This is a genomic window from Streptomyces cinereospinus (assembly GCF_042430725.1).
In the GTDB taxonomy this organism is placed as follows: domain Bacteria; phylum Actinomycetota; class Actinomycetes; order Streptomycetales; family Streptomycetaceae; genus Streptomyces; species Streptomyces cinereospinus.
In genome coordinates this window covers 56,663-76,512 of record NZ_JBHMCY010000020.1, presented here as the reverse complement: position 1 = coordinate 76,512, position 19,850 = coordinate 56,663, and the positions used below count along the sequence as shown (strand labels likewise).

Annotated in this window: 18 protein-coding genes and 1 pseudogene; 15 read left to right on the top strand and 4 right to left on the bottom strand. The window is 73.9% G+C overall.

Annotated elements, in window-relative coordinates; all coding sequences use genetic code 11:
• The first annotated feature begins 190 nt into the window (after nucleotides 1–190).
• The 3 genes from ACFF45_RS13245 to ACFF45_RS13235 all read left to right on the top strand — a co-directional run bounded on the left by ACFF45_RS13245 (nucleotide 191) and on the right by ACFF45_RS13235 (nucleotide 3,337).
• On the top strand, nucleotides 191–1,162 hold the full coding sequence (locus ACFF45_RS13245) for an aldo/keto reductase (protein WP_381345927.1): 972 nt from the start codon (nucleotides 191–193) through the stop codon (nucleotides 1,160–1,162).
• A 79-nt stretch (nucleotides 1,163–1,241) separates the two neighbouring features.
• Nucleotides 1,242–1,793, top strand: a complete 552-nt coding sequence (locus ACFF45_RS13240) for a TetR/AcrR family transcriptional regulator (protein WP_381345925.1) — start codon at nucleotides 1,242–1,244, stop codon at nucleotides 1,791–1,793.
• Complete coding sequence (locus ACFF45_RS13235; protein ID WP_381345923.1) at nucleotides 1,790–3,337, top strand: MFS transporter; 1,548 nt, start codon at nucleotides 1,790–1,792, stop codon at nucleotides 3,335–3,337. The genes ACFF45_RS13240 and ACFF45_RS13235 overlap by 4 nt, the downstream gene beginning before the upstream one ends.
• A 270-nt stretch (nucleotides 3,338–3,607) precedes the next feature.
• Here ACFF45_RS13235 and ACFF45_RS13230 read toward each other — a convergent pair whose 3' ends face one another.
• Nucleotides 3,608–4,282: a lysophospholipid acyltransferase family protein gene (locus ACFF45_RS13230; RefSeq protein WP_381345921.1), complete on the bottom strand. Its 675-nt coding sequence runs from the start codon at nucleotides 4,280–4,282 to the stop codon at nucleotides 3,608–3,610.
• Nucleotides 4,283–4,668: 386 nt separating this feature from the next.
• On the opposite strand from ACFF45_RS13230, the gene ACFF45_RS13225 reads away from it, so the two are divergent.
• The 3 genes from ACFF45_RS13225 (at nucleotide 4,669) to ACFF45_RS13215 (ending at nucleotide 6,963) form a co-directional block, all read left to right on the top strand.
• The gene (locus ACFF45_RS13225) at nucleotides 4,669–5,841 is read left to right on the top strand and encodes a glycerophosphodiester phosphodiesterase (RefSeq protein ID WP_381345919.1); all 1,173 of its coding nucleotides are present in this window, start codon (nucleotides 4,669–4,671) and stop codon (nucleotides 5,839–5,841) included.
• A 74-nt stretch (nucleotides 5,842–5,915) separates the two neighbouring features.
• Nucleotides 5,916–6,422: a sigma-70 family RNA polymerase sigma factor gene (locus tag ACFF45_RS13220; RefSeq protein ID WP_381345917.1), complete on the top strand. Its 507-nt coding sequence runs from the start codon at nucleotides 5,916–5,918 to the stop codon at nucleotides 6,420–6,422.
• Between the two features lie 43 nt (nucleotides 6,423–6,465).
• Nucleotides 6,466–6,963 (top strand): GNAT family N-acetyltransferase, encoded by a 498-nt coding sequence (locus tag ACFF45_RS13215; protein ID WP_381345915.1) that lies wholly within the window; start codon nucleotides 6,466–6,468, stop codon nucleotides 6,961–6,963.
• Between the two features lie 29 nt (nucleotides 6,964–6,992).
• Here ACFF45_RS13215 and ACFF45_RS13210 read toward each other — a convergent pair whose 3' ends face one another.
• Complete coding sequence (locus ACFF45_RS13210; RefSeq protein WP_381345913.1) at nucleotides 6,993–7,454, bottom strand: hypothetical protein; 462 nt, start codon at nucleotides 7,452–7,454, stop codon at nucleotides 6,993–6,995.
• Nucleotides 7,435–7,794: a hypothetical protein gene (locus ACFF45_RS13205; protein WP_381345911.1), complete on the bottom strand. Its 360-nt coding sequence runs from the start codon at nucleotides 7,792–7,794 to the stop codon at nucleotides 7,435–7,437. The genes ACFF45_RS13210 and ACFF45_RS13205 overlap by 20 nt, the downstream gene beginning before the upstream one ends.
• An 84-nt stretch (nucleotides 7,795–7,878) precedes the next feature.
• Here ACFF45_RS13205 and ACFF45_RS13200 point away from each other — a divergent pair.
• The 6 genes and pseudogenes from ACFF45_RS13200 to cbiE all read left to right on the top strand — a co-directional run.
• Nucleotides 7,879–8,093, top strand: a pseudogene (locus tag ACFF45_RS13200) (HAD family hydrolase); the annotation flags it as partial.
• A gap of 317 nt (nucleotides 8,094–8,410) precedes the next feature.
• Nucleotides 8,411–9,445 (top strand): methionine ABC transporter ATP-binding protein, encoded by a 1,035-nt coding sequence (locus ACFF45_RS13195; RefSeq protein ID WP_381345909.1) that lies wholly within the window; start codon nucleotides 8,411–8,413, stop codon nucleotides 9,443–9,445.
• Entirely contained in the window at nucleotides 9,442–10,179 is a 738-nt protein-coding gene (locus tag ACFF45_RS13190) for a methionine ABC transporter permease (RefSeq protein WP_381345907.1), read from the top strand. The genes ACFF45_RS13195 and ACFF45_RS13190 overlap by 4 nt, the downstream gene beginning before the upstream one ends.
• Nucleotides 10,180–10,241: 62 nt before the next feature.
• Nucleotides 10,242–11,069: a MetQ/NlpA family ABC transporter substrate-binding protein gene (locus ACFF45_RS13185; RefSeq protein WP_381345905.1), complete on the top strand. Its 828-nt coding sequence runs from the start codon at nucleotides 10,242–10,244 to the stop codon at nucleotides 11,067–11,069.
• A gap of 136 nt (nucleotides 11,070–11,205) precedes the next feature.
• Nucleotides 11,206–11,844 (top strand): GNAT family N-acetyltransferase, encoded by a 639-nt coding sequence (locus ACFF45_RS13180; protein ID WP_381345903.1) that lies wholly within the window; start codon nucleotides 11,206–11,208, stop codon nucleotides 11,842–11,844.
• Between the two features lie 137 nt (nucleotides 11,845–11,981).
• Complete coding sequence (gene cbiE, locus ACFF45_RS13175) at nucleotides 11,982–13,199, top strand: precorrin-6y C5,15-methyltransferase (decarboxylating) subunit CbiE (RefSeq protein WP_381345902.1); 1,218 nt, start codon at nucleotides 11,982–11,984, stop codon at nucleotides 13,197–13,199.
• Nucleotides 13,200–13,558: 359 nt separating this feature from the next.
• Here cbiE and ACFF45_RS13170 read toward each other — a convergent pair whose 3' ends face one another.
• Entirely contained in the window at nucleotides 13,559–14,665 is a 1,107-nt protein-coding gene (locus tag ACFF45_RS13170; protein WP_381345901.1) for a hypothetical protein, read from the bottom strand.
• Nucleotides 14,666–14,987: 322 nt separating this feature from the next.
• Here ACFF45_RS13170 and cobT point away from each other — a divergent pair, with 322 nt between their 5' ends.
• The 3 genes from cobT (at nucleotide 14,988) to ACFF45_RS13155 (ending at nucleotide 19,839) form a co-directional block, all read left to right on the top strand.
• Nucleotides 14,988–17,549: a nicotinate-nucleotide--dimethylbenzimidazole phosphoribosyltransferase gene (gene cobT / locus ACFF45_RS13165; protein WP_381345899.1), complete on the top strand. Its 2,562-nt coding sequence runs from the start codon at nucleotides 14,988–14,990 to the stop codon at nucleotides 17,547–17,549.
• A gap of 145 nt (nucleotides 17,550–17,694) precedes the next feature.
• Nucleotides 17,695–18,927 (top strand): uroporphyrinogen-III C-methyltransferase, encoded by a 1,233-nt coding sequence (gene cobA / locus ACFF45_RS13160; protein WP_381345897.1) that lies wholly within the window; start codon nucleotides 17,695–17,697, stop codon nucleotides 18,925–18,927.
• Nucleotides 18,928–19,020: 93 nt separating this feature from the next.
• On the top strand, nucleotides 19,021–19,839 hold the full coding sequence (locus ACFF45_RS13155; RefSeq protein ID WP_381345896.1) for a TrmH family RNA methyltransferase: 819 nt from the start codon (nucleotides 19,021–19,023) through the stop codon (nucleotides 19,837–19,839).
• The last annotated feature ends 11 nt before the right edge of the window (nucleotides 19,840–19,850 follow it).

Here is a 19,850-nt window from a genome sequence, read left to right as displayed (position 1 = left end):
GCGCGACAAGCCGCCCACCACCCGCACTCGACGAACGACCGCGGGAGACGTCTTTCAGGGGCGCGGGGAACTGCGCGACAAGCCGAAGACGACCCGCACCCACCGCACCACCGCCCGACACGAACCAAGAGGCGAAGGTCGCCGCACGTTACGTTGGTCGAAAGCCGCAGCCGACCGAACGGAGCCCGCGATGCCCTTCGCCCGACTGGCGACAGCGACGACCCCGACCTGCCACCTCGGACTCGGCCTCGCCGCCGTCGGCCGCCCCGGCTACATCACCCTCAGCCGGGACCGCGACCTCGGACAGGACCGCGGCGTCGAGACGCTGCGCACCCGCACCCACGACCTCCTCGACGCCGCCTACGCCCAAGGCGTGCGCTACGTCGACGTCGCCCGCTCCTACGGCCGCTCCGAGGAGTTCCTCGCCGACTGGCTGAACGCGCACCCCGAGATCGACGACGTCGTCGTCGGCAGCAAGTGGGGCTACACCTACACCGCCGGCTGGTCCACCGACGCCGAGCGGCACGAGGTCAAGGACCACGGCCTCGCCGCCTTCGAACGGCAGCGCGCCGAGAGCGCCGGGCTGCTCGGCGACCGGCTCGACCTGTACCAGATCCACTCGGTGACCCCCGACAGCCCCGCCCTCACCGACAGGAAGCTGCACGCCGCGCTCGCCGAGGCCGCCGCCCAGGGCCTGACCGTCGGCTTCTCCACCAGCGGCCCGGCCCAGGCCGACGCGATCCGGGCGGCGCTGGAGGTGACGGTGGCGGGCGAGCCGCTCTTCCGTACCGTCCAGTCCACCTACAACGCCCTGGAGACCTCGGCCGCGCCCGCCCTGGCCGAGGCCCACGACGCCGGACTCACGGTGATCGTCAAGGAGGGCATGGCCAACGGACGGCTCGCCGAACCGTACGCGCCCGCCGTGCTGAAGGCCGTGGCGGCGGAGACCTCCCTGGGCTGCGACGCCGTGGCCCTCGCCCTGGTCCTGCGCGAGCCGTGGGCCGGCGTGGTCCTGTCGGGCGCCGTGACCACCGCCCAGCTCGCCGCCAACCTGCACGCCGCCGTCGTGGACCTGGACGACGACCGGCTGGCGCGGCTCGCCACCCTCGTCGAGGAGCCGCGGGCGTACTGGGAGCGACGCGGGCAGCTGCCCTGGCACTGAGCCGAGCCGTCCCCGGCATGGGTGATCCACGCATGCCCACAATGAGACGTGAACGTCTCACATGGTCTATCGTTGTCTCATGGCCGTCGATCGAGAGCACGTCCTGCGCTGTGCCGCAGCCCTGCTGACCCGCAAATCCACCGCGACCATGGACGAGGTCGCCAAGGCCGCCGGGATCAGCCGGGCCACCCTGCACCGCCACTTCGCCGGACGCGACACGCTGGTCCGCGCGCTGGAGGCGCTCGGCATCGCCGAGTGCGAGGCCGCGCTCGACGCGGCCCGGCTCGACGAGGGCAGCGCGAGCGACGCCGTACGGCGCCTGGTGCGCGAGATCGAGCCCGCGGCCGGACTCCTGTCCTTCCTCTACTCCGAGAACCAGCTGTTCGAGGGGGAGGAGCAGCACGAGGGCTGGGCTCGGCTCGACGCCCGGGTCGCGGCCCTGTTCCGCCGCGGTCAGGACGGCGGCGAGTTCCGCATCGACCTGACCCCCGCCTGGCTCACCGAGGCCCTCTACGGCCTGATCGCCGCCGGCGCCTGGTCCGTGCACGACGGGAAGGTCGCCGCGAAGGACTTCCCCCGCATGATCGTCGAGCTGCTGCTCGGCGGCGCCACCCGGAGAGAGGAACCATGACCAGCACCCTGCGGCCGGCCCCCGCGAACGAGGCGGTGCGGCGCCCCGGCCGCTGGCTCGCGCTGTCCGTGCTCGTACTGGCCGTCCTGCTGGTGGCCGTCGACGCCACCGTGCTCGGCCTGGCCACCCCCTACATATCGGCGGACCTCGGCCCGTCCGGCACCCAGCTGCTGTGGATCGGTGACGTCTACTCCTTCGTGATCGCCGGTCTGCTCGTCTCCATGGGCAGCCTCGGCGACCGGATCGGCCGCAAGCGGATCCTGCTGATCGGCGCCACCGCGTTCGGCGCGGTGTCCGTGCTCAACGCCTACGCCACCACGCCGGAGATGCTGATCGTGGCGCGGGCGCTGCTCGGGGTCGCGGGCGCGACCCTGATGCCGGCCACGCTCGCCCTGATCCGCAACCTCTTCCACGACCCGCGCGAGCGCAGCCTCGCCATCGGCGTCTGGGGCGCCACCGCGTCCGCCGGTACGGCGGTCGGTCCCCTCGTCGGCGGCTTCCTGCTGGAGCACTTCTGGTGGGGCTCCGTGTTCCTGATCAACCTGCCCGTGATGGCGGTCCTCGTCCTCGTCGGCGTCAGGCTGCTGCCCGAGTCGAAGAACGCCGGCGCCGGCCCCTGGGACCTGCGCAGCGTCCTGCTGTCGATGGTCGGCATGATCGCCGTGGTGTACGCGGTCAAGGAGGCCGCCACGCACGGGTTCGCCCGGGCGACGCTCGGCGCGGCCCTGCTGGGCGCCGCCGCGCTGTACGGCTTCGTCCGGCGCCAGCTCACCATGCCGGCGCCGCTGCTGGACATGCGCCTGTTCCGCAGCCGCGGCTTCAGCGGGGCGGTGCTCGCGGACCTGCTGACCATCCTGGGCATGTCCGGCCTGGTCTTCTTCCTCTCCCAGTACCTGCAACTGGTCCAGGGCAGGCGGCCGTTCGAGGCGGGCCTGGCCGAACTGCCGGCGGCGCTCGGCGCGGTGGCGGCCGGTCTGGTCGCCGGCCGGACGGCCCGCCGCTACTCGGTGCGGTCCGTGGTGGCGGGCGGACTCGCCGCCGTGGGCCTGGCGCTGGGCGCGCTGACCCTGCTCGGCCGGCACACCGACTACCCGCTGATCGGGGCGGCGCTGCTGGTCCTGGGGGCCGGTGCCGGGTTCTCGTTCACGGTGACCGCCGACGTGATCCTCGCGTCCGTGCCCAAGGAGCAGGCGGGCGCCGCCTCCGCGGTCTCCGAGACGGCCTACGAACTCGGCGCCGCCCTCGGCATCGCCCTGCTCGGCTCGATCGTGACCGGCGTCTACCGGGACTTCACCGCCCCGGCGGGCACCCCCGGGGCCGCGCACGAGTCGTTGGGCGGCGCGGTCGAGGCGGCGGAGCACCTGCCCCCCGCCACGTCCGAGGCGCTGCTGGAGGCCGCCCGCCAGTCCTTCGTCGACGGCCTGACCCTGGCATCCGGCGTGGGCGCACTCATCCTCCTGGCCGCGGCAGTGGCGGCCTGGACCCTGCTACGAGCCCAAACCCTGGAAAACCCCACCCGCCCCGAGAACGCGGGCACCTACTGAAACCCACGGCCGCGCAGCCGACCTACGGGGGTGCGGGGCGTTGCGCGCCCGGCCGTGAGGGTCCGGCACGGGGCGAGCCCGGGGTCTGCGCAGCCGACCTACGGGGTGCGGGGTGTTGCGCGCCCGGCCGTGAGGGTCCGGCACGGGGCGAGCCCGGGGCGCGCGCAGCCGACCTACAGGGGCGCGGGGAACTGCGCAACCAGCCACGACGAAACCCGCACCCGACAAACCACCGCCCCCCGCCCGCACCCCCCGGCCCAACCAGCGGAGCTACGCCGCTTCCCTGGCCTTCGTGGCGTACATGTCGACATACTCCTGCCCCGACAGCCGCATGACCTCCGCCATCACGGAATCCGTCACGGCCCGCAGCACATACCGGTCCCGGTCCATCCCCTCGTACCGGGAGAACTCCATCGCCGCACCGAAGCGCACCGTCACCCGGGCGGGCCGCGGGAACCCCGCACCGCCCGGCTGGATCTTGTCCGTGCCGATCATCGCGAACGGCACGACGGGCGCCCCCGTCATCAGGGTGAGGCGGGCGATGCCGGTCCGCCCCCGGTACAGGCGGCCGTCGGGGGAGCGGGTGCCCTCGGGGTAGATGCCGAAGACCTTCCCCTCCTCCAGCACCCGGCGCCCGGTCATCAGCGCCGCCACACCGCCCCGTCCGCCGTCCCGGTCGACCGGGATCATGCCGACGCCGGTGAAGAACCAGGCCATCAGGCGGCCCTTGAGGCCCTTGCCGGTGACGTACTCGTCCTTGCCGATGAAGAACACCTGCCGGTCGCAGACCAGCGGCAGGATCACCGAGTCGATGAACGTGAGGTGGTTGCCGGCCAGGATCACCGGGCCGTCGCCCGGGATGTGCTCCACGCCCTCCACCCGAGGGCGGAACATCAGGCGCATGATCGGACCGAGCACTGCCTTGATGAGCGCGAAGCGGGACAACGGGCCCTCCGGGGTCGACGGTTTCGGTATGCGTCCGTGCAGTATGTCCGTGCAGGTGAGGACGATACTCGCGGCCCCCGGGCGAGCGCACGTCGTGGACGCCGGGTTCACCGGGGTCTTACGCCCCGTTGACGCGAGTTCACCTGCGGTGGCGTGCCGCAGCCTACGCGCAACCCGGCGGTGACCAGGTGACCGACATCGCGCGGAGGCGGCACCCACCGGCTACCCCGCTGCCCGCCCCCGAAGCCCGGCGGCCCGCCGCCCCGGCCTGCGCTCCTCATACGACATCCATCGTCATCCACGCGTTCGGCACGAGGCCGCCCGGCTGACACATCGGCACCCCTACGATCTGCCAGCACCACAGACGCACGGCAGGGAGGCCGCTGATGGAAACGCAGATGTCGAACGAGCAGCCGCAGGAGCAGGCGCACACCGGGCGACGAGCGCTCCTCGGTGCCGCCGTGCTCGGCGCGGGCGGAGCGGTCCTCGGCCTGTCCGGCACGGCGCAGGCCGACGCGCGCCAGGGAGGCCGGGGCATGAAGAGCCTGCCCGTGCCGACGATCGTCGCCCACCGCGGCGCCAGCGGCTACCGCCCCGAGCACACCCTCGGCTCCTACCAGCTGGCCCTGGACATGGGCGCCGACATCGTCGAGGCCGGCGACCTGGTGCCCACCAAGGACGGTCACCTCGTCTGCCGGCACGAGCCCGAGATAGGCGGCACCACGGACGTCGCCGACCACCCCGAGTTCGCCGGCCGCAGGACCACCAAGATGCTGGACGGCGTCTCCACCACCGGCTGGTTCACCGAGGACTTCACCCTCGCCGAGCTGAAGACCCTGCGCGCCACCGAGCGGATCCCGGCCAACCGCCCGCACAACACGCTGTACAACGGCCGCTGGGAGATCCCCGCCTTCGAGGAGGTGCTCCAGTGGCAGGACGAGCAGACCCGCAAGCGCGGCAAGCAGGTGTGGATCTACCCCGAGCTCAAGCACCCCACCTACTTCCGCGAGCTCGGCCTCGCCCTGGAGGAGCGGGTCGCCAAGCTGCTGCGCAAGTACCGCAGGGACCGCTGGAACTCCCCGGTCATCCTCCAGTCCTTCGAGCCGACCAGCATCCAGCGCCTGCACAAGCTGGTCGACAACCCGCTGGTCGTGCTGCTGTCCGGCGCGAGCACCCGCCCGTGGGACTTCGTCGAGACCGGTGACCCGCGCACCGTCGCCGACCTGATCACGCCGGCCGGCCTGCGCGAGATCGCCTCCTACGCCCAGGGCATCGGCCCCACCCTCGACCTGGTCATCCCGCGGGACGGCGCCGGCAACCTCACCCGGCCGACCACCCTCGTCGCCGACGCCCACAAGGTCGGCCTCACGCTGCACCCCTGGACGCTGCGCAACGAGAACCCGTTCCTGCCCGCGGACTTCCGCAAGGGCACCGACGCGGACGCCTACGGCGACGTCTTCGGCGCCTACCGGGCGTACTTCGCCACCGGCATCGACGGCATCTTCACCGACCACCCGGACACCGGCCTGCTGGCCCGCGAGGACTTCGTCAACAACTGATCCGCCCCACCCCGGCCGGGGTGACAGCCGGCCGCCCGGGCAACCGCCGCCCGGGCGGCCGCGTCGTGCCGCACATGACCCACGACCTGCTCCTGACCCTGCGCCCCCTGCTCACCGCCGAGGCCGACGCCGAGGCACCCGCCGCCGGCGCCGACCCCGGCGACCTGGAACAGGCGGTCTGGCTCCGGCTGCTGGAACGCCTCGACTCCGCCGGCCCGCCCCGCGATCCCGAGCGCTGGCTGCGCCGCGCCGTCCGCTTCGAGGCCCGCCGCTGCCGCCGCACCACCCGGCGGGAACGCCCCTACGCCTCCGAACCCGCCGACGCGGCCGCCCGCACCCCCGAGCAGTTCGCGCTCAGCGCGGCCGGCGCCGGTGCCCTGCGCGCGGCGGTCCGCCGGCTGCCCGGCCGCTGCCCCGCCCTGCTGGGCGCCCTGATGTCCCCGCGGGACCTCACATACCGGCAGATCGCGGGGGAGTTGGGTATCTCACAGGGGAGCCTTGGGCCGGAACGCTCCCGATGTCTGGGATGTCTGCGGCGATTGCTGATCGCGGAGGTTGCGGCTCGCGGAGCACGGGGATAGGAGTGAGGGACACAGGCAACAGGTGAGCGGGAGGCGTGCACACATGGGCATGAGCGTGATCATCTCCGAGGCGACCGAGCAGGACGTCGAGCAGATCTTCAAGCTGCAGTACCTGTGCTTCCAGAGCGAGGCGGCGCTGTACGGCAACTACCGCATCGACCCGCTCGTCCAGCCCCTCGACTCGGTCCGTCAGGAAGTCGCCCGGGACTGCTTCTTCGTCGCCCGGCTCGGTGACGAGGTGGTCGGCTCGGTGCGCGGCGCGGTCACCGAGGACGGCGCGGCCGCCATCAGCCGCCTGTGCGTCCACCCCCGCCTCCAGGGCCACGGCATCGGCGCCCGTCTGCTGCGCGCGGCGGAGTCCGCCCTGGAGGAGCAGCGCGGCGCCAAGCGGTTCCGCCTGCACACCGGCCACCGCAGCGAGGGCAACCTGCGCCTGTACCGCAAGGTCGGCTACGAGACGGTGGGCACCTCGCAGGGCACGGACGGCGTCCCCGTGATCGTCCTGGAGAAGCAGGCGGGCGCGTACGCCACGACGGCGTGAGCTGACCCCCCCCTCAGGGGCGCGACCGGTCACCCACGGCCCGCTGCCGCCGCACCCCGGCCGCCCTGCTCGCCCGGCGCCCTGCGCAGCCACCACAGGGCGGAGACCGGCAGCAGGACGGGGATGAACAAGTAGCCCATGCCGAAGTCGGACCACACGGTCGCGTCCGGGAAGGCGCCGGGATCGACCAGCGTCCACGTGCCCACGACCAGCACACCCACCAGCTCGGCGGCGCAGCACACCTGCGCCGCCCGGCGGGCTGTCTCCCCGCCCCGCACCAGCGTGTACGTGATGAACCCGTACACGACCCCGGCGAGCGCCGACAGCGTGTAGGCGAGCGGCGCCCGGTCGAACTCCGTGGCGATCTGGTACGCGGACCGGGACACGGCCCCGACCACCATCACCCCGTACAGCCACACGAGCAGCACACCGGGCCCGCTGATCAGCCGCGTCCTGGCCGTCGTGGCCACCTCAGCCTCCCCAGATGTCATGGAGCCGCACCTCCAGCACGGCCAGCACCACCCCGCCGGCGGCGACCGTCACCGATCCCCATTTCGAGCGCTCGGCCAGCGACATGAACCCGGCGGCGGGCACGCACGCGAACGCGCCCAGCAGATACGCCACGAAGATCGTCGTGCCCTGCTCCGGCCTCTCGCCCCGCGCCAGCTGCACGACGCCGACCACCAGCTGGACCAGCGCCAGCACCGACACCACGGCCATCCCGGCGAAGTGCCAGTCCTTGGTCGGCTGGTCGCGGTAGGCGGCCCAGCCGCACCACGCGGCGAGCAGCAGGGCGGTGACCGCGGTCGCCACCGTCAGGACATCAAGCATGGGGCGACCCTATTACGGGCCAAAAGGCCTGATGCCGCCGCCCCCGGGGGTGCCCCGCAGTGCCGGGACGGCCGCCGGCCTGCTGCCGCCCGCGCGCCGGGCGTCGACCCGGCCCGCTGCGTCGTCCTCGAGGACGCCCCGGCCGGGCTGCGGGCCGGGCGGGCCGCCGCCACGACCACCGTGGCCTTGGCCACAACCCACCCCGCGCACGAGCTGACCGCCGATCTGGGGCCGGAGACCTGTCGGCGCTGTCCGCGCTGGTCACGGCGGACGCCGTGGAGATCTCCGGCCGGGACTGAGGCGGGCCCACCGCCGCCCGCAGCGCGGACGGCGGTTCCCGGTCGTCCGCGCGCGTCTGCTTTACTGATCGCATGACCACGACGAGCAGCCGCACCCCTGCGACCGAGGCGACGATGACGCCCGGTGCTCGCTGTATGTGTCATCGAATGCGCGCCTTCTAGAGGGCCCCCGCACCCCTGAGCCTCGCGCCCCGAAGCGAGCCGCCGCGGCACGTCCGTACCCCTCGCCCCGTACGTGACCGCCCCGCACCGCGCACCTCCTCCTCCCGTACCAGGGCACACCCACGCCCGCGTACTCGACAGTGACGGAAACCCACGTGATCACCACATCGGGCCTGACCAAGGTCTACCGCTCACGCGGCCGCGAGGTCACCGCCCTCGACGGCGTCGATCTGCACGTCCGCGAAGGCGAGGTCTACGGCGTCATCGGCCAGTCCGGCGCCGGCAAGTCCTCGCTCATCCGCTGCGTGAACCTCCTGGAGCGCCCCACCTCCGGCACGGTCACCGTGGCCGGCCAGGACCTCACCGCCCTCGCCGGGCGCGGGCCGCGCGCGGGCCGGGAACTGCGCCGCGCCCGCAGCCGTATCGGCATGGTCTTCCAGCACTTCAACCTGCTGTCCTCGCGGACCGTGCAGGACAACGTCGAGCTGCCGCTGGAGATCCTCGGCGCGACGGGGAGGGAACGGTCCCGCAAGGCGCTGGAACTGCTCGACCTGGTCGGCCTCGCCGACAAGGCCAAGGCCTACCCCGCCCAGCTGTCCGGCGGCCAGAAGCAGCGCGTCGGCATCGCCCGCGCCCTGGCCGGCGACCCCAAGGTGCTGCTCTCCGACGAGGCCACCAGCGCCCTCGACCCGGAGACCACCCGCTCGATCCTGAAGCTGCTGCGCGACCTGAACCAGCAGCTCGGCCTCACCGTCCTGCTCATCACGCACGAGATGGACGTCGTCAAGAGCATCTGCGACTCGGCCGCCCTGATGGACCGGGGCCGCATCGTCGAGTCCGGCACCGTCGGCGAACTCCTCGCCACCCCGGGCTCGGAGCTCGCCTCCGCGCTCTTCCCGGTGGGCGGCGAGGCCACCGCCGACGACCGCACCGTCCTCGACGTCACCTTCCACGGCGACTCCGCCACCCAGCCGGTCATCTCCCAGCTGGCCCGCACCTACAACATCGACATCTCCATCCTGGGCGCGGCCATCGACACCGTCGGCGGCCTCCAGGTCGGCCGGATGCGCATCGGACTGCCCGGCCGCTACGAGGACAACGTCGTGCCGATCGGCTTCCTGCGCGAGCGGGGACTCCAGATCGACGTGGTCGGCCAGGAGCCCGCACTGGTGAAGGAAGGTGCCGAGTGACCTGGTCCGAGATGCAGCCCCTGCTGGAGCAGGCGTGTACCGAGACGCTGGTCATGGTCGGCTGGTCCACCCTGATCGCCGTCGTCCTCGGCCTGCCCATCGGTGTCCTGCTCGTCCTCACCGACAAGGGCGGCCTGCTCCAGAACACCGTGGTGAACAAGGTCACCGGGCAGATCGTGAACGTCGGCCGCTCGATGCCGTTCATCATCCTGATGGTCGCGCTGATGAACTTCACCCGCTGGGTCACCGGCACCACCATCGGCAGCGAGGCCGCGATCGTGCCGCTCGCCATCGGCGGCATCCCGTTCTTCGCCCGCCTGGTCGAGACCGCCGTCCGCGAGGTGGACCACGGGCTGGTCGAGGCCGTCCAGTCGATGGGCGGCAACACCTGGACGATCGTGCGCAAGGTGCTCGTCCCCGAGGCGCTGCCCTCCCTGATCGCCTCCGCCACCACCACCGTCATCGCGCTCATCGGCTACTCCGCCATGGCCGGCACGGTCGGCGGCGGCGGCCTCGGCGACCTCGCCGTCCGCTACGGCTACCAGCGCTTCGAGACCGGCCTGATGTGGATCACCGTGGCGATCCTCGCCGTCGTGATCTCCCTCATCCAGTTCGCCGGCGACCACGCGGCCCGCTCGCTGCACCGCCGCGGCGGCCGCTCCGGCCCCGGCCCCAGGCTCCGCCTGCTCCGGGCGAAGGAGCCCGCGGCGGCCGACATCAGCAAGGTCGCCTGACATTCCGGACTCCCCGTCCACCCACGACGGGGTCGCATCACCCATAAGGAAAGGCACTTTTCGTGCGTAACACCGCCAAGATCGCCACCGCTGTCTTCGCCGCCGGAGCCCTCACCTTCGGGCTCACCGCCTGCGGTTCGGGCGAGGACGCCGCCTCCGACACCTCCGGCCCGCTGGTCGTCGCCGCCACGCCCGTCCCGCACGCCCAGGTCCTCACCTACGTCAAGGAGAACCTGGCCGAGAAGGCGGGCCTGGACCTCGAAATCAAGGAGTTCACCGACTACGTCACGCCGAACACGGCGACGGAGGACGGCTCGGTGGGCGCCAACTACTTCCAGACCGAGCCGTACCTCCAGGACTTCAACAAGAAGAACGGCACCCACCTGGTGTCCGTGGCCTCCGTGCACCTGGAGCCGCTCGGCCTGTACTCCGAGAAGGCCGACAAGGCCGACGGCCTGAAGAACGGCGCGACCATCGCCGTGCCCAACGACACCGTCACCGAGGCGCGCGCCCTCCAGCTGCTCGCCGCCAACGGCCTGATCACCCTCAAGGACGGCGTCGGCACCGCGGCCACCCCCGCCGACATCACCGAGAACCCGAAGAACCTCACGTTCAAGGAGCTGGAGGCGGCCCAGACCCCCCGCTCCCTGAAGGACGTCGACGCGGCCGTCATCAACGGCAACTACGCCCTGGAGGCCGACCTCGAGCCGGCCCAGGACGCCCTCGTCCTGGAGTCCCCGGAGAACAACCCGAACGTCAACCTCCTCGTCGTCAAGGAGGGCAACGAGGACGACCCGCGCGTGCGGAAGCTCGCGGAGCTCCTCACCTCCGCCGAGGTCAAGAAGTTCATCGAGGACGAGTACGACGGCTCCGTCATCGCCTCCTTCTGAACCGGCGCCCTGTCCCGCGCACCCGGGGTCCCCTCCCGCACACGGAGCGACCCCGGGTGTGCGGCTCAGTGCTTTCATGCTGCATGCTGGGCAGTTCAGCAGGCCCCTGACGGTTCGAAGGTTACGGAGCGGCGTCATGACGAGCACCTTCCCCACCATCTCCATCAGCACGGAGCGGTTGGTGCTGCGCCCGCTCGACGAGGACGACGTGCCCGCCCTCGCCGAGATGATGAACGACGAGCAGGTCGTCGCCTGGACCGACGTGCGCCAGCCGTTCACCGAGGACGCCGCCCGCGTCTGGATCACCGGGCACGCGCCCGCCGAGCGCGCCCAGGGACGGGGCCTGGCCCTCGCGGTCACCGAGTTCCTGACCCAGCGCCTGGTCGGTCTCATCCGGCTGACCCGCACCAACTGGCACGTACGCTCCACCGAACTGTCCTACGTCGTCGCGCCCTGGGCGCGCGGTGAGGGCTACGCCTCCGAGGCCGCGCTCGCCACCGCCCGGTGGCTCTTCCGGGACCAGAAGTTCGAGCGCGTCGAGCTGCGCACCGCCGCCGACAACACCGCCTCCCAGCAGGTGGCCCAGAAGATCGGCTGCATCAGCGAGGGCGTCCTGCGCGGCGCCTGCATAGCCCGCGCCCGCACCGGCGACGGCGGCTGGACCGAGGTCCGCACCGATTACATCGTGTGGAGCCTGCTGCCCGAGGACCTGGAGGGCGCGGGCGGGCGGCTGTCGGACACCGGCGGCTTCACCTCGTACTCCGACTGGAACTGAGCACACCTCCGACCTAAACCGGCACCACCGGGGGCGCCGCCCGCGCGAGCCCACGGGACACCAGGTAGTCTCACGGAGCCCGCCCGCCCGCGGGCCGCCCCCGACGACCTGCGCGAACCCCCTGGAGACTGACGACGATGGCCGACCGGGTCACGGTGATCGGCTGGGACGGCTCTCCGCTGACCGCCGCGGCACGCGCCGCCCTGGGCGCCGCCACCCTGGTGGCCGGTGCCGCCCACCACCTGGCACTGCCCGAGGTGCCGCCCGCCGCCGAGCGCGTCCGGCTCGGCAGCCTCCCCCTCGCCGCCCGCCGCATCGCCGCCCACCGCGGCACGGCGGTGGTCCTCGCCGACGGCGACCCCGGCTTCTTCGGCGTCGTACGGACCCTGCGCGACCCCGAGTTCGGCCTGGAGGTCGAGGTCGTCCCGGCCGTCTCCTCGGTGGCCGCCGCGTTCGCGCGCGCGGGCATGCCCTGGGACGACGCCCACGTGGTCGTCGCACACTCCCGCACCTTGCGACGCGCAGTGAACGTATGCCGCGCCCACACCAAGGTCGCGGTCCTCACCTCACCCGGCGCGGGCCCCGCCGAACTCGGGCTGCTCCTCGACGGCGTCCACCGCACGTTCGTCATCTGCGAGGAGCTCGGCACCGACCGCGAACAGGTCACCGTCGTCACCTCCGACAAGGCCGCCGACCACACCTGGCGCGACCCGAACGTCGTCATCGCCATCGGCGGCCCGGTCGGGGCGCAGCAGGGCGGCGGCTGGATCGCCGGCCGCGACCCGGGCGCGGGCCCGCGCGGCTGGACCCTGCCGCCCGAGGCCTACGAGGGCCGGCTGGGCGAGGGCGAGACCGAACCGCTGCGGGCCGCCCAACTCGCCCGGCTCGGCCCCCGCTTCGGCGACCTGGTGTGGGACATCGGCTGCGGCGGCGGAGCCTTCGCCACCGAGGCCGCCCGGGCCGGTGCCGCCGTCATCGCCGTCGACCGCGACCCCGCCGCCTGCGCCCGCGCCGACGCCGCCGCCCGCCGCTTCGCGGTCCAGCTGCACGTCGTCCACGGCACGGCCCCGCACGCGCTGGAGAACCTGCCCGAACCCGACGTGGTCCGCGTCGGCGGCGGGGGAGCGGCCGTGGTCTCCGCGGTCGCCGACCGCCGCCCGCAGCGGATCGCCACGCACGCCGCCACCCGCGACGCGGCCGAACTCGTCGGCCGCGCCCTCACCGAGCACGGCTACGAGGTCGAGTGCGCCCTGCTGCAGTCGGTCCAACTCGACACCCGGGCCTGGACGGAGACCGAGCGGAGCGTCGCGTTCCTGCTCACCGGGACCCTGCCGCAGCGCGAAGCACCTCGCTGAGGAGCGGCGGCCGGGCGCCGCCCAGGCGCGCCCCGTGATCGGTTTGTCGTACCGCGCGCGGTAGGCTGGCCGATCGTTGCACCGCACTCGGACACCCGGCACTTCGTCGGTCAATGTCCCAAAAGCGCGCCCGTTTTGGGTGGGGTGTGGTACGGCAGAACCCGAGGACGCGCAACGTGGCGCAGTCCACAGCGGGTCGTCGCGAATGAAGCTGACGTGACGGCGGAACGGCCGCGACAATGCCACTCAATGGCTTTGTCGCCTTTTCCGGCGGCTCGTTCGTGCCGCTGGGCACGTGCGCTCGTTCTTCACAGCGGGGCGGTCGGTGCGCCGTTCCGGGTGAGCTGGTCGTAGGAGCATCAACCGATGGGCGAGGGGTACGCATGACCGACACCGGCCAGGTCCCGGGCGAAGGGCTGCCGGAGAACGCAGGCCTGGTGGAGCAGCCGGGCGTCTCCGTTCCCGGCGCGTACACCTACCTGTCCGAGACACCCGCCGAGGACGAGGACCTGCTGCTGCCCGGAGCGCAGGGCGCCTGGGGCAACGAGGTGGCCCCGCCCGCGCCCGAGCCGGTCGTCGAGGCCGTGCACGAACCCGGCCCGCACGAGATGTCCGGCCGGGACAGCGGCTCGGTCGACCTGACCGGCGTCCGCCTGCCCGGCCCCACGCCGCCCCCGCCCGCCCCGGCGCCCGCGGCCGGGCCGCGCCGCCCGCTGCACCTGGGGCCGCCGATCCCCGACGCCTCCGCCAGCCCGGTCCGCTCCCTCGCCGACCGCGGCCCCGCGGGCGCGCCGGTACGGCAGCCGGGGCCGCCCGCCGGCGGGCCCGAGTACCTCGACGCCCCGCGCCCGCACGAGATGCCGCCGCAGGGGGCGGCGATGCCCCAGGGCGCGGTGCCCTGGGGCGGCCCGCAGGCCACCGTGACGCAGACGCCGGTGGGCGCGGAGGCGACGCCTGCGGAAACGGTTGTCCCGCCGGTTGCCCCGGCGGCGCGGGCGCAGGAGCAGGTGCTGGCCCAGGGCCACGAGCAGGCGGTGCCCCCGGGGCGGGGCGCGGTGCAGCTCCCCGTACCGGGGGAGGTGCCCGTACAGGCGCAGGTGCAGGCCCAGGTGCAGGCACCGGGGGAACCGTACGCCGAGGTGCGGGCATCGGGTGACCTGCACGCCGAGGCCTCCGGGCAGCAGGTCTCCGTCCAGCGGGTCTCCGTCCAGGGGGAGACGCACGCGCAGCCGGCGGCACCGGCTGAGGCGCACGCGCAGGCGGAGGAGCCGGCGCCGGCCGAGGCGCACGTGACGGCGGAGGCGCAGGCCGAGGTGCCTGTTCCGGCGGAGGCGCAGGCCGAGACGCCTCATGCGCAGGCGCAGGTCGAGGCCGCGTCGGAGCGGGTGGGTGCGGCGCAGGCCGCCGTGGCGCGGCTCGCCTCGGAGGCCGGTGTCCCCGTGCCGTCCGGGCAGGGCGACGTCCACGCCGCGGAGCCGGACACCGCCCCCGGCCAGGAGTACGGCGCCGGGGCCGCCGAAGAAGCGGCCGCGCCCGGGGAGGCCGCAGCCGCTGACGCCGGGGCTGCCGTCCCGGACGCCGGGACGCCCCCGAGCGCTCCGGCCGTCGTGACGGAGGCGGGGCAGATCGCCGAGCCCGCCTCCGCCGCCGAGCCCGTGGAACTGCCCGGCACTCCGGAGGACGGGCCTGGCGACGCCGCCGCGGAGGCGGCGGCCTCCGCGCAGGCCGAGGAGGCGGGCGTGACCGGCTCCGAGGGCGCCCCCCTCCGCGCAGGCCGAGGAGGCGGGCGTGACCGGCTCCGAGGCCGCCCCGGTCGCGCCCGAGCCCGCGCAGGCCCCCGAGCCCGCGCCGGCCCCCGAGCCGCCGCTCGCCGCCGAGGCGGTCGTACCGGAAGCCGCCCCCGAGCCCGCCCCGCAGCCGGAGCGGCCCGCCGCCGTGGACGGGGCGGAGCAGGCCGAGGCCCCGGCCGTGGACGAGTCCCTCGCGCAGCCCGTCCCGTCCGCCGAGGAGACCGCGCCCGACGCGGAGCCCGACGCGCTCGCCGAGCAGCCGCTGGGCGAGTTCCTCCCAGTGGAGGGCTCGGTGCCGGCCACTTCGCACCTCGCGCCCACGCCGCCGCACCCGGTCGTGCTGCCCGCCGGGGACCAGGCGTCCGAGCCGGTGGCGCAGCAGCAGGCCGTGATCACGGTCCCCGGCCCCCGTACCGCCGCGTCCGTCCCCGGCCCGGCCGCGCCCGAGGAGGCGCCGGCCTCCGACCCCGTGGAACTGGTACAGAGCGCGGACGACCTGGACACCCGGGCCGCCGACCAGGAGGACCGGCAGGACCGGCAGGACCGGCTGAACGACGCGAACGACCTCAACGAGCCGCACCCGGCGGACGAGCTGACCGGCCCGACCGAGCAGGACCAGCCCGGCCCGCACGCCCGGTTGGACCCGCACGCCCGGCAGGACCCGCACGCCCCGCAGCCCCTGCAAGGTCCGCAGGACCCGCACGCCCGGCAGGACCCGCACGACGCGCACGAACCGCACGACGCGCACGAACCGCACGACGCGTACGACCCGCACGACCCGCAGGAAACGAGCACGGCCCCCGTGGCAGAAGCGCGACAGCCCACCGGCCCGGCCGCGCCCGCCTACGACGACGCCGAGCGCGAGGCCGTGCTGAAGGTCATGCGCGAGCGGCGGGACGTCCGCAACGGCTTCCGCAGCGACCCCATCCCGCACGAGGTCCTGCTGCGCGTGCTGGAGGCGGCGCACACCGCGCCCTCGGTCGGCCACTCGCAGCCCTGGGACTTCGTCGTCATCCGCTCCGCCGAGACCCGGCGCACGATGCACGAACTGGCCCTGCGCCAGCGTGAGGCCTACGCGAAGTCGCTGCCCAAGGGCCGGGCGAAGCAGTTCAAGGAACTGAAGATCGAGGCGATCCTCGACACCCCGGTGAACATCGTCGTCACCGCCGACCCGACCCGCGGCGGCCGCCACACCCTCGGCCGCCACACGCAGCCGCAGATGGCCCCTTACTCCTCCGCGCTCGCGGTGGAGAACCTCTGGCTCGCCGCCCGCGCCGAGGGCCTCGGCGTCGGCTGGGTCAGCTTCTTCGACGAGCGCGAGATGGTCCGAGCCCTCGGCCTGCCCGAGCACCTGGAGGTCGTGGCGTACCTGTGCGTCGGGTACGTCGACGAGTTCCCGGAGGAACCCGAGCTGATGCAGGCGGGCTGGTCCAGGCGCCGCCCGCTGTCCTGGGTCGTCCACGAGGAGACGTACGGCCGCCGCGCCCTGCCCGGCGAGGAACCGCACGACCTGCTCGCCGAGACCGTCGCCCAGATCCGCCCGCTGGACGCCAAGGCGCTCGGCGAGGCGTGGGAGCGGCAGAAGCGGATGACCAAGCCGGCCGGCGCGCTCGGCATGCTGGAGATCATCTCCGCCCAGCTGTCCGGCCTGTCCCGGCAGTGCCCGCCGCCGATCCCGGAGCCCGCGGCCGTCGCGATCTTCGCGGGCGACCACGGGGTGCACGCCCAGGGCGTCACGCCGTGGCCGCAGGAGGTCACGGGCCAGATGGTGGCCAACTTCCTCGGCGGGGGAGCGGTGTGCAACGCCTTCGCCAACCAGGTCGGTGCCGAGGTCTGCGTCGTCGACGTGGGCGTGACCGCCGAACTGCCGTCCACCCCGGGGCTGCTGCCGCGCAAGGTCCGCCCGGGCACCGCCGACATGACCACCGGCCCGGCGATGACCCGCGAGGAGGCCAAGCAGGCCATCGAGGTGGGCATCGAGACGGCCCGCGACCTGGTGGCGGCCGGCAACAAGGTCCTGCTCACGGGTGAGATGGGGATCGCCAACACCACCGCGTCCGCCGCCCTCATCGCGGTCTTCACGGGCGCGGACCCGGCGGAGGTCACGGGCCGGGGCACCGGCATCAACGACGAGACGCTCGCCCGCAAGACCGAGGTGGTCCGCCGGGCCATCGACCTCCACCAGCCTGACCCGGCCGACCCCATCGGGGTGCTCGCCGCGATCGGCGGCCTCGAACACGCCGCCATCGTCGGCCTGCTCCTCGGCGGCGCGTCCCTGCGGACGCCGGTGATCCTGGACGGCGTCAGCGCCGGTGCCGCGGCCCTGGTCGCCCGCGCCATCGCCCCCGAGGTCCTCGCCGCCTGCATCGCCGGTCACCGCAGCGCGGAGCCCGGCCACGTGTCGGCGCTGAACAAGCTCGGTCTGCGCCCCCTGGTCGACCTGGACCTCCGCCTCGGCGAGGGCACGGGAGCCCTGCTGGCCCTGCCGCTGGTGCAGAGCACGGCCCGGGCGATGCACGAGGTGGCGACCTTCGACTCGGCGGGAGTCACCGAGAAGTAGGACGACCGGGCAGGATGAGCGGGGTGGGCCCCCGACGCGCCCACCCGGCCCCGGCCGTACGCTGAACGCACTCTAAAATCCGCACGTCAGGGCTGCTCCAGAGCCGTAGCACCCATCGCACGCCCGCACGAGGAGCCGCACCCACATGGCCGAACACCCCGCCTACCCCGTGGGCCTCCGCCTCGCCGGCCGCCGAGCGGTCGTGCTCGGCGGCGGCCAGGTCGCCCAGCGTCGCCTGCCCGCGCTGATCGCGGCCGGCGCGGACGTCCTCCTCGTGTCGCCGCAGGCCACCCCGTCCGTGGAGGCCATGGCCGACGCGGGCGAGATCACCTGGGAGCGGCGGCCGTACGCCGAAGGCGACCTCGCCGACGCCTGGTACGCCCTGATCGCCACCAGCGACCACGAGGCGAACACCCGCGCCTCGGCGGAAGCCGAGCGCCACCGCGTCTGGTGCGTCCGCTCCGACGACGCCGACGCCGCGACCGCCTGGACCCCGGCCACCGGCCACAGCGAGGGCGTCACGGTCGCGGTCCTCACCACCGACACCAAGTCGCGCGACCCGCGCCACACCGCCGCCGTCCGCGACGCGGTCGTCGAAGGCCTGCGCGACGGCACCCTCGTCGCCCCGCACCACCGCACCCGCACCCCCGGCGTGGCCCTGGTCGGCGGCGGCCCCGGCGACCCCGACCTGATCACGGTCCGCGGCCGCCGCCTGCTCGCCGAGGCCGACGTCGTCATCGCCGACCGCCTCGGCCCGCGCGACCTGCTCGCCGAACTGCCGCCGCACGTCGAGGTGATCGACGCGGCGAAGATCCCCTACGGCCGCTCCATGGCCCAGGAGGCCATCAACAACGCCCTGATCGAACACGCCAAGCAGGGCAAGTCCGTCGTCCGGCTCAAGGGCGGCGACCCCTTCGTCTTCGGCCGCGGCATGGAGGAGGCCCAGGCGCTCGCGGAGGCCGGCATCCCGTGCACGGTCGTCCCCGGGATCTCCTCCTCCATCTCGGTCCCGGGCGCGGCCGGCATCCCGGTCACCCACCGCGGGGTCGCGCACGAGTTCACCGTGGTCAGCGGCCATGTCGCCCCCGACGACGAGCGCTCCCTGGTGGACTGGCCGTCGCTCGCCAGGCTCACCGGCACGCTGGTGATCCTGATGGGCGTCGACAAGATCGGCAAGATCGCGGAGACCCTCGTCGCGCACGGCAAGCCGGCCGGCACGCCCGTCGCCCTGGTCCAGGAGGGCACGACCGCGGCGCAGCGCCGCGTCGACGCGACCCTGGCGACGGTCGCCGAGACGGTCCGCGCACAGCAGGTCAAGCCGCCGGCGGTCATCGTCGTCGGTGAGGTCGTCACGGTGGGGCCGGGGACCCCCGCGTGACCGCGCGCTCCCCTCGCGACCGCAGGTGACCCCGGGTAACGCGACCCGCCCCGAGCCGTTGGCACCGTACGCACGACAAGGCAGTATCACCCTGTGGCCGATCTCATCACCGTCGAGGACCCCGACGATCCGCGCCTGCGCGACTACACGGGCCTGACCGACGTCGAACTGCGCCGCAGGCGCGAACCCGCCGAGGGCCTGTTCATCGCCGAGGGCGAGAAGGTCATCCGGCGGGCCGGGGACGCGGGCTACGCGATGCGGTCGATGCTGCTCTCCGCCAAGTGGGTCGACGTCATGCGCGACGTCATCGACGAGTCCCCGGCCCCCGTCTACGCGGTCAGCCCGGAGCTCGCCGAACAGGTCACCGGCTACCACGTGCACCGCGGCGCCCTCGCCTCCATGCAGCGCAAGCCGCTGCCGACCGCCGCCGAGCTGCTCCGGACCGCCCGCCGGGTGGTGGTCATGGAGTCGGTCAACGACCACACCAACATCGGGGCGATCTTCCGCTCGGCCGCCGCGCTCGGCATGGACGCGGTGCTGCTCTCCCCCGACTGCGCCGACCCGCTGTACCGCCGGAGCGTCAAGGTCTCGATGGGCGCGGTCTTCTCCGTGCCGTACGCCCGCCTGGACACCTGGCCCAAGGGGCTGGAGTCGGTCCGCGAGGCCGGACTCGCGCTGCTCGCCCTCACCCCCGACGACAGGGCCAAGGCGCTCGACGAGGCCGCCCCGCACCGGATGGACCGCGTCGCCCTGATGCTCGGCGCGGAGGGCGACGGCCTGTCCAGGCAGGCCCTGGCCGCCGCCGACGAGTGGGTCCGCATCCCGATGTCGCACGGCGTCGACTCGCTCAACGTGGGCGCGGCGGCCGCCGTCGCGTTCTACGCGGTCGCGACGGGCCGACCGCAGCCGTAGGAGGCGGTACC

Coding starts and splice junctions, on each gene's coding strand:
- ACFF45_RS13245 (WP_381345927.1), top strand. CDS start 191: ATGCCCTTCGCCCGACTGGCGACAGCGACGACCCCGACCTGCCACCTC.
- ACFF45_RS13220 (WP_381345917.1), top strand. CDS start 5,916: ATGACCCACGACCTGCTCCTGACCCTGCGCCCCCTGCTCACCGCCGAG.
- cbiE (WP_381345902.1), top strand. CDS start 11,982: ATGGCCGACCGGGTCACGGTGATCGGCTGGGACGGCTCTCCGCTGACC.
- ACFF45_RS13235 (WP_381345923.1), top strand. CDS start 1,790: ATGACCAGCACCCTGCGGCCGGCCCCCGCGAACGAGGCGGTGCGGCGC.
- ACFF45_RS13240 (WP_381345925.1), top strand. CDS start 1,242: ATGGCCGTCGATCGAGAGCACGTCCTGCGCTGTGCCGCAGCCCTGCTG.
- ACFF45_RS13180 (WP_381345903.1), top strand. CDS start 11,206: ATGACGAGCACCTTCCCCACCATCTCCATCAGCACGGAGCGGTTGGTG.
- cobA (WP_381345897.1), top strand. CDS start 17,695: ATGGCCGAACACCCCGCCTACCCCGTGGGCCTCCGCCTCGCCGGCCGC.
- ACFF45_RS13225 (WP_381345919.1), top strand. CDS start 4,669: ATGGAAACGCAGATGTCGAACGAGCAGCCGCAGGAGCAGGCGCACACC.
- ACFF45_RS13215 (WP_381345915.1), top strand. CDS start 6,466: ATGGGCATGAGCGTGATCATCTCCGAGGCGACCGAGCAGGACGTCGAG.
- ACFF45_RS13205 (WP_381345911.1), bottom strand. CDS start 7,794: ATGCTTGATGTCCTGACGGTGGCGACCGCGGTCACCGCCCTGCTGCTC.
- ACFF45_RS13210 (WP_381345913.1), bottom strand. CDS start 7,454: ATGACATCTGGGGAGGCTGAGGTGGCCACGACGGCCAGGACGCGGCTG.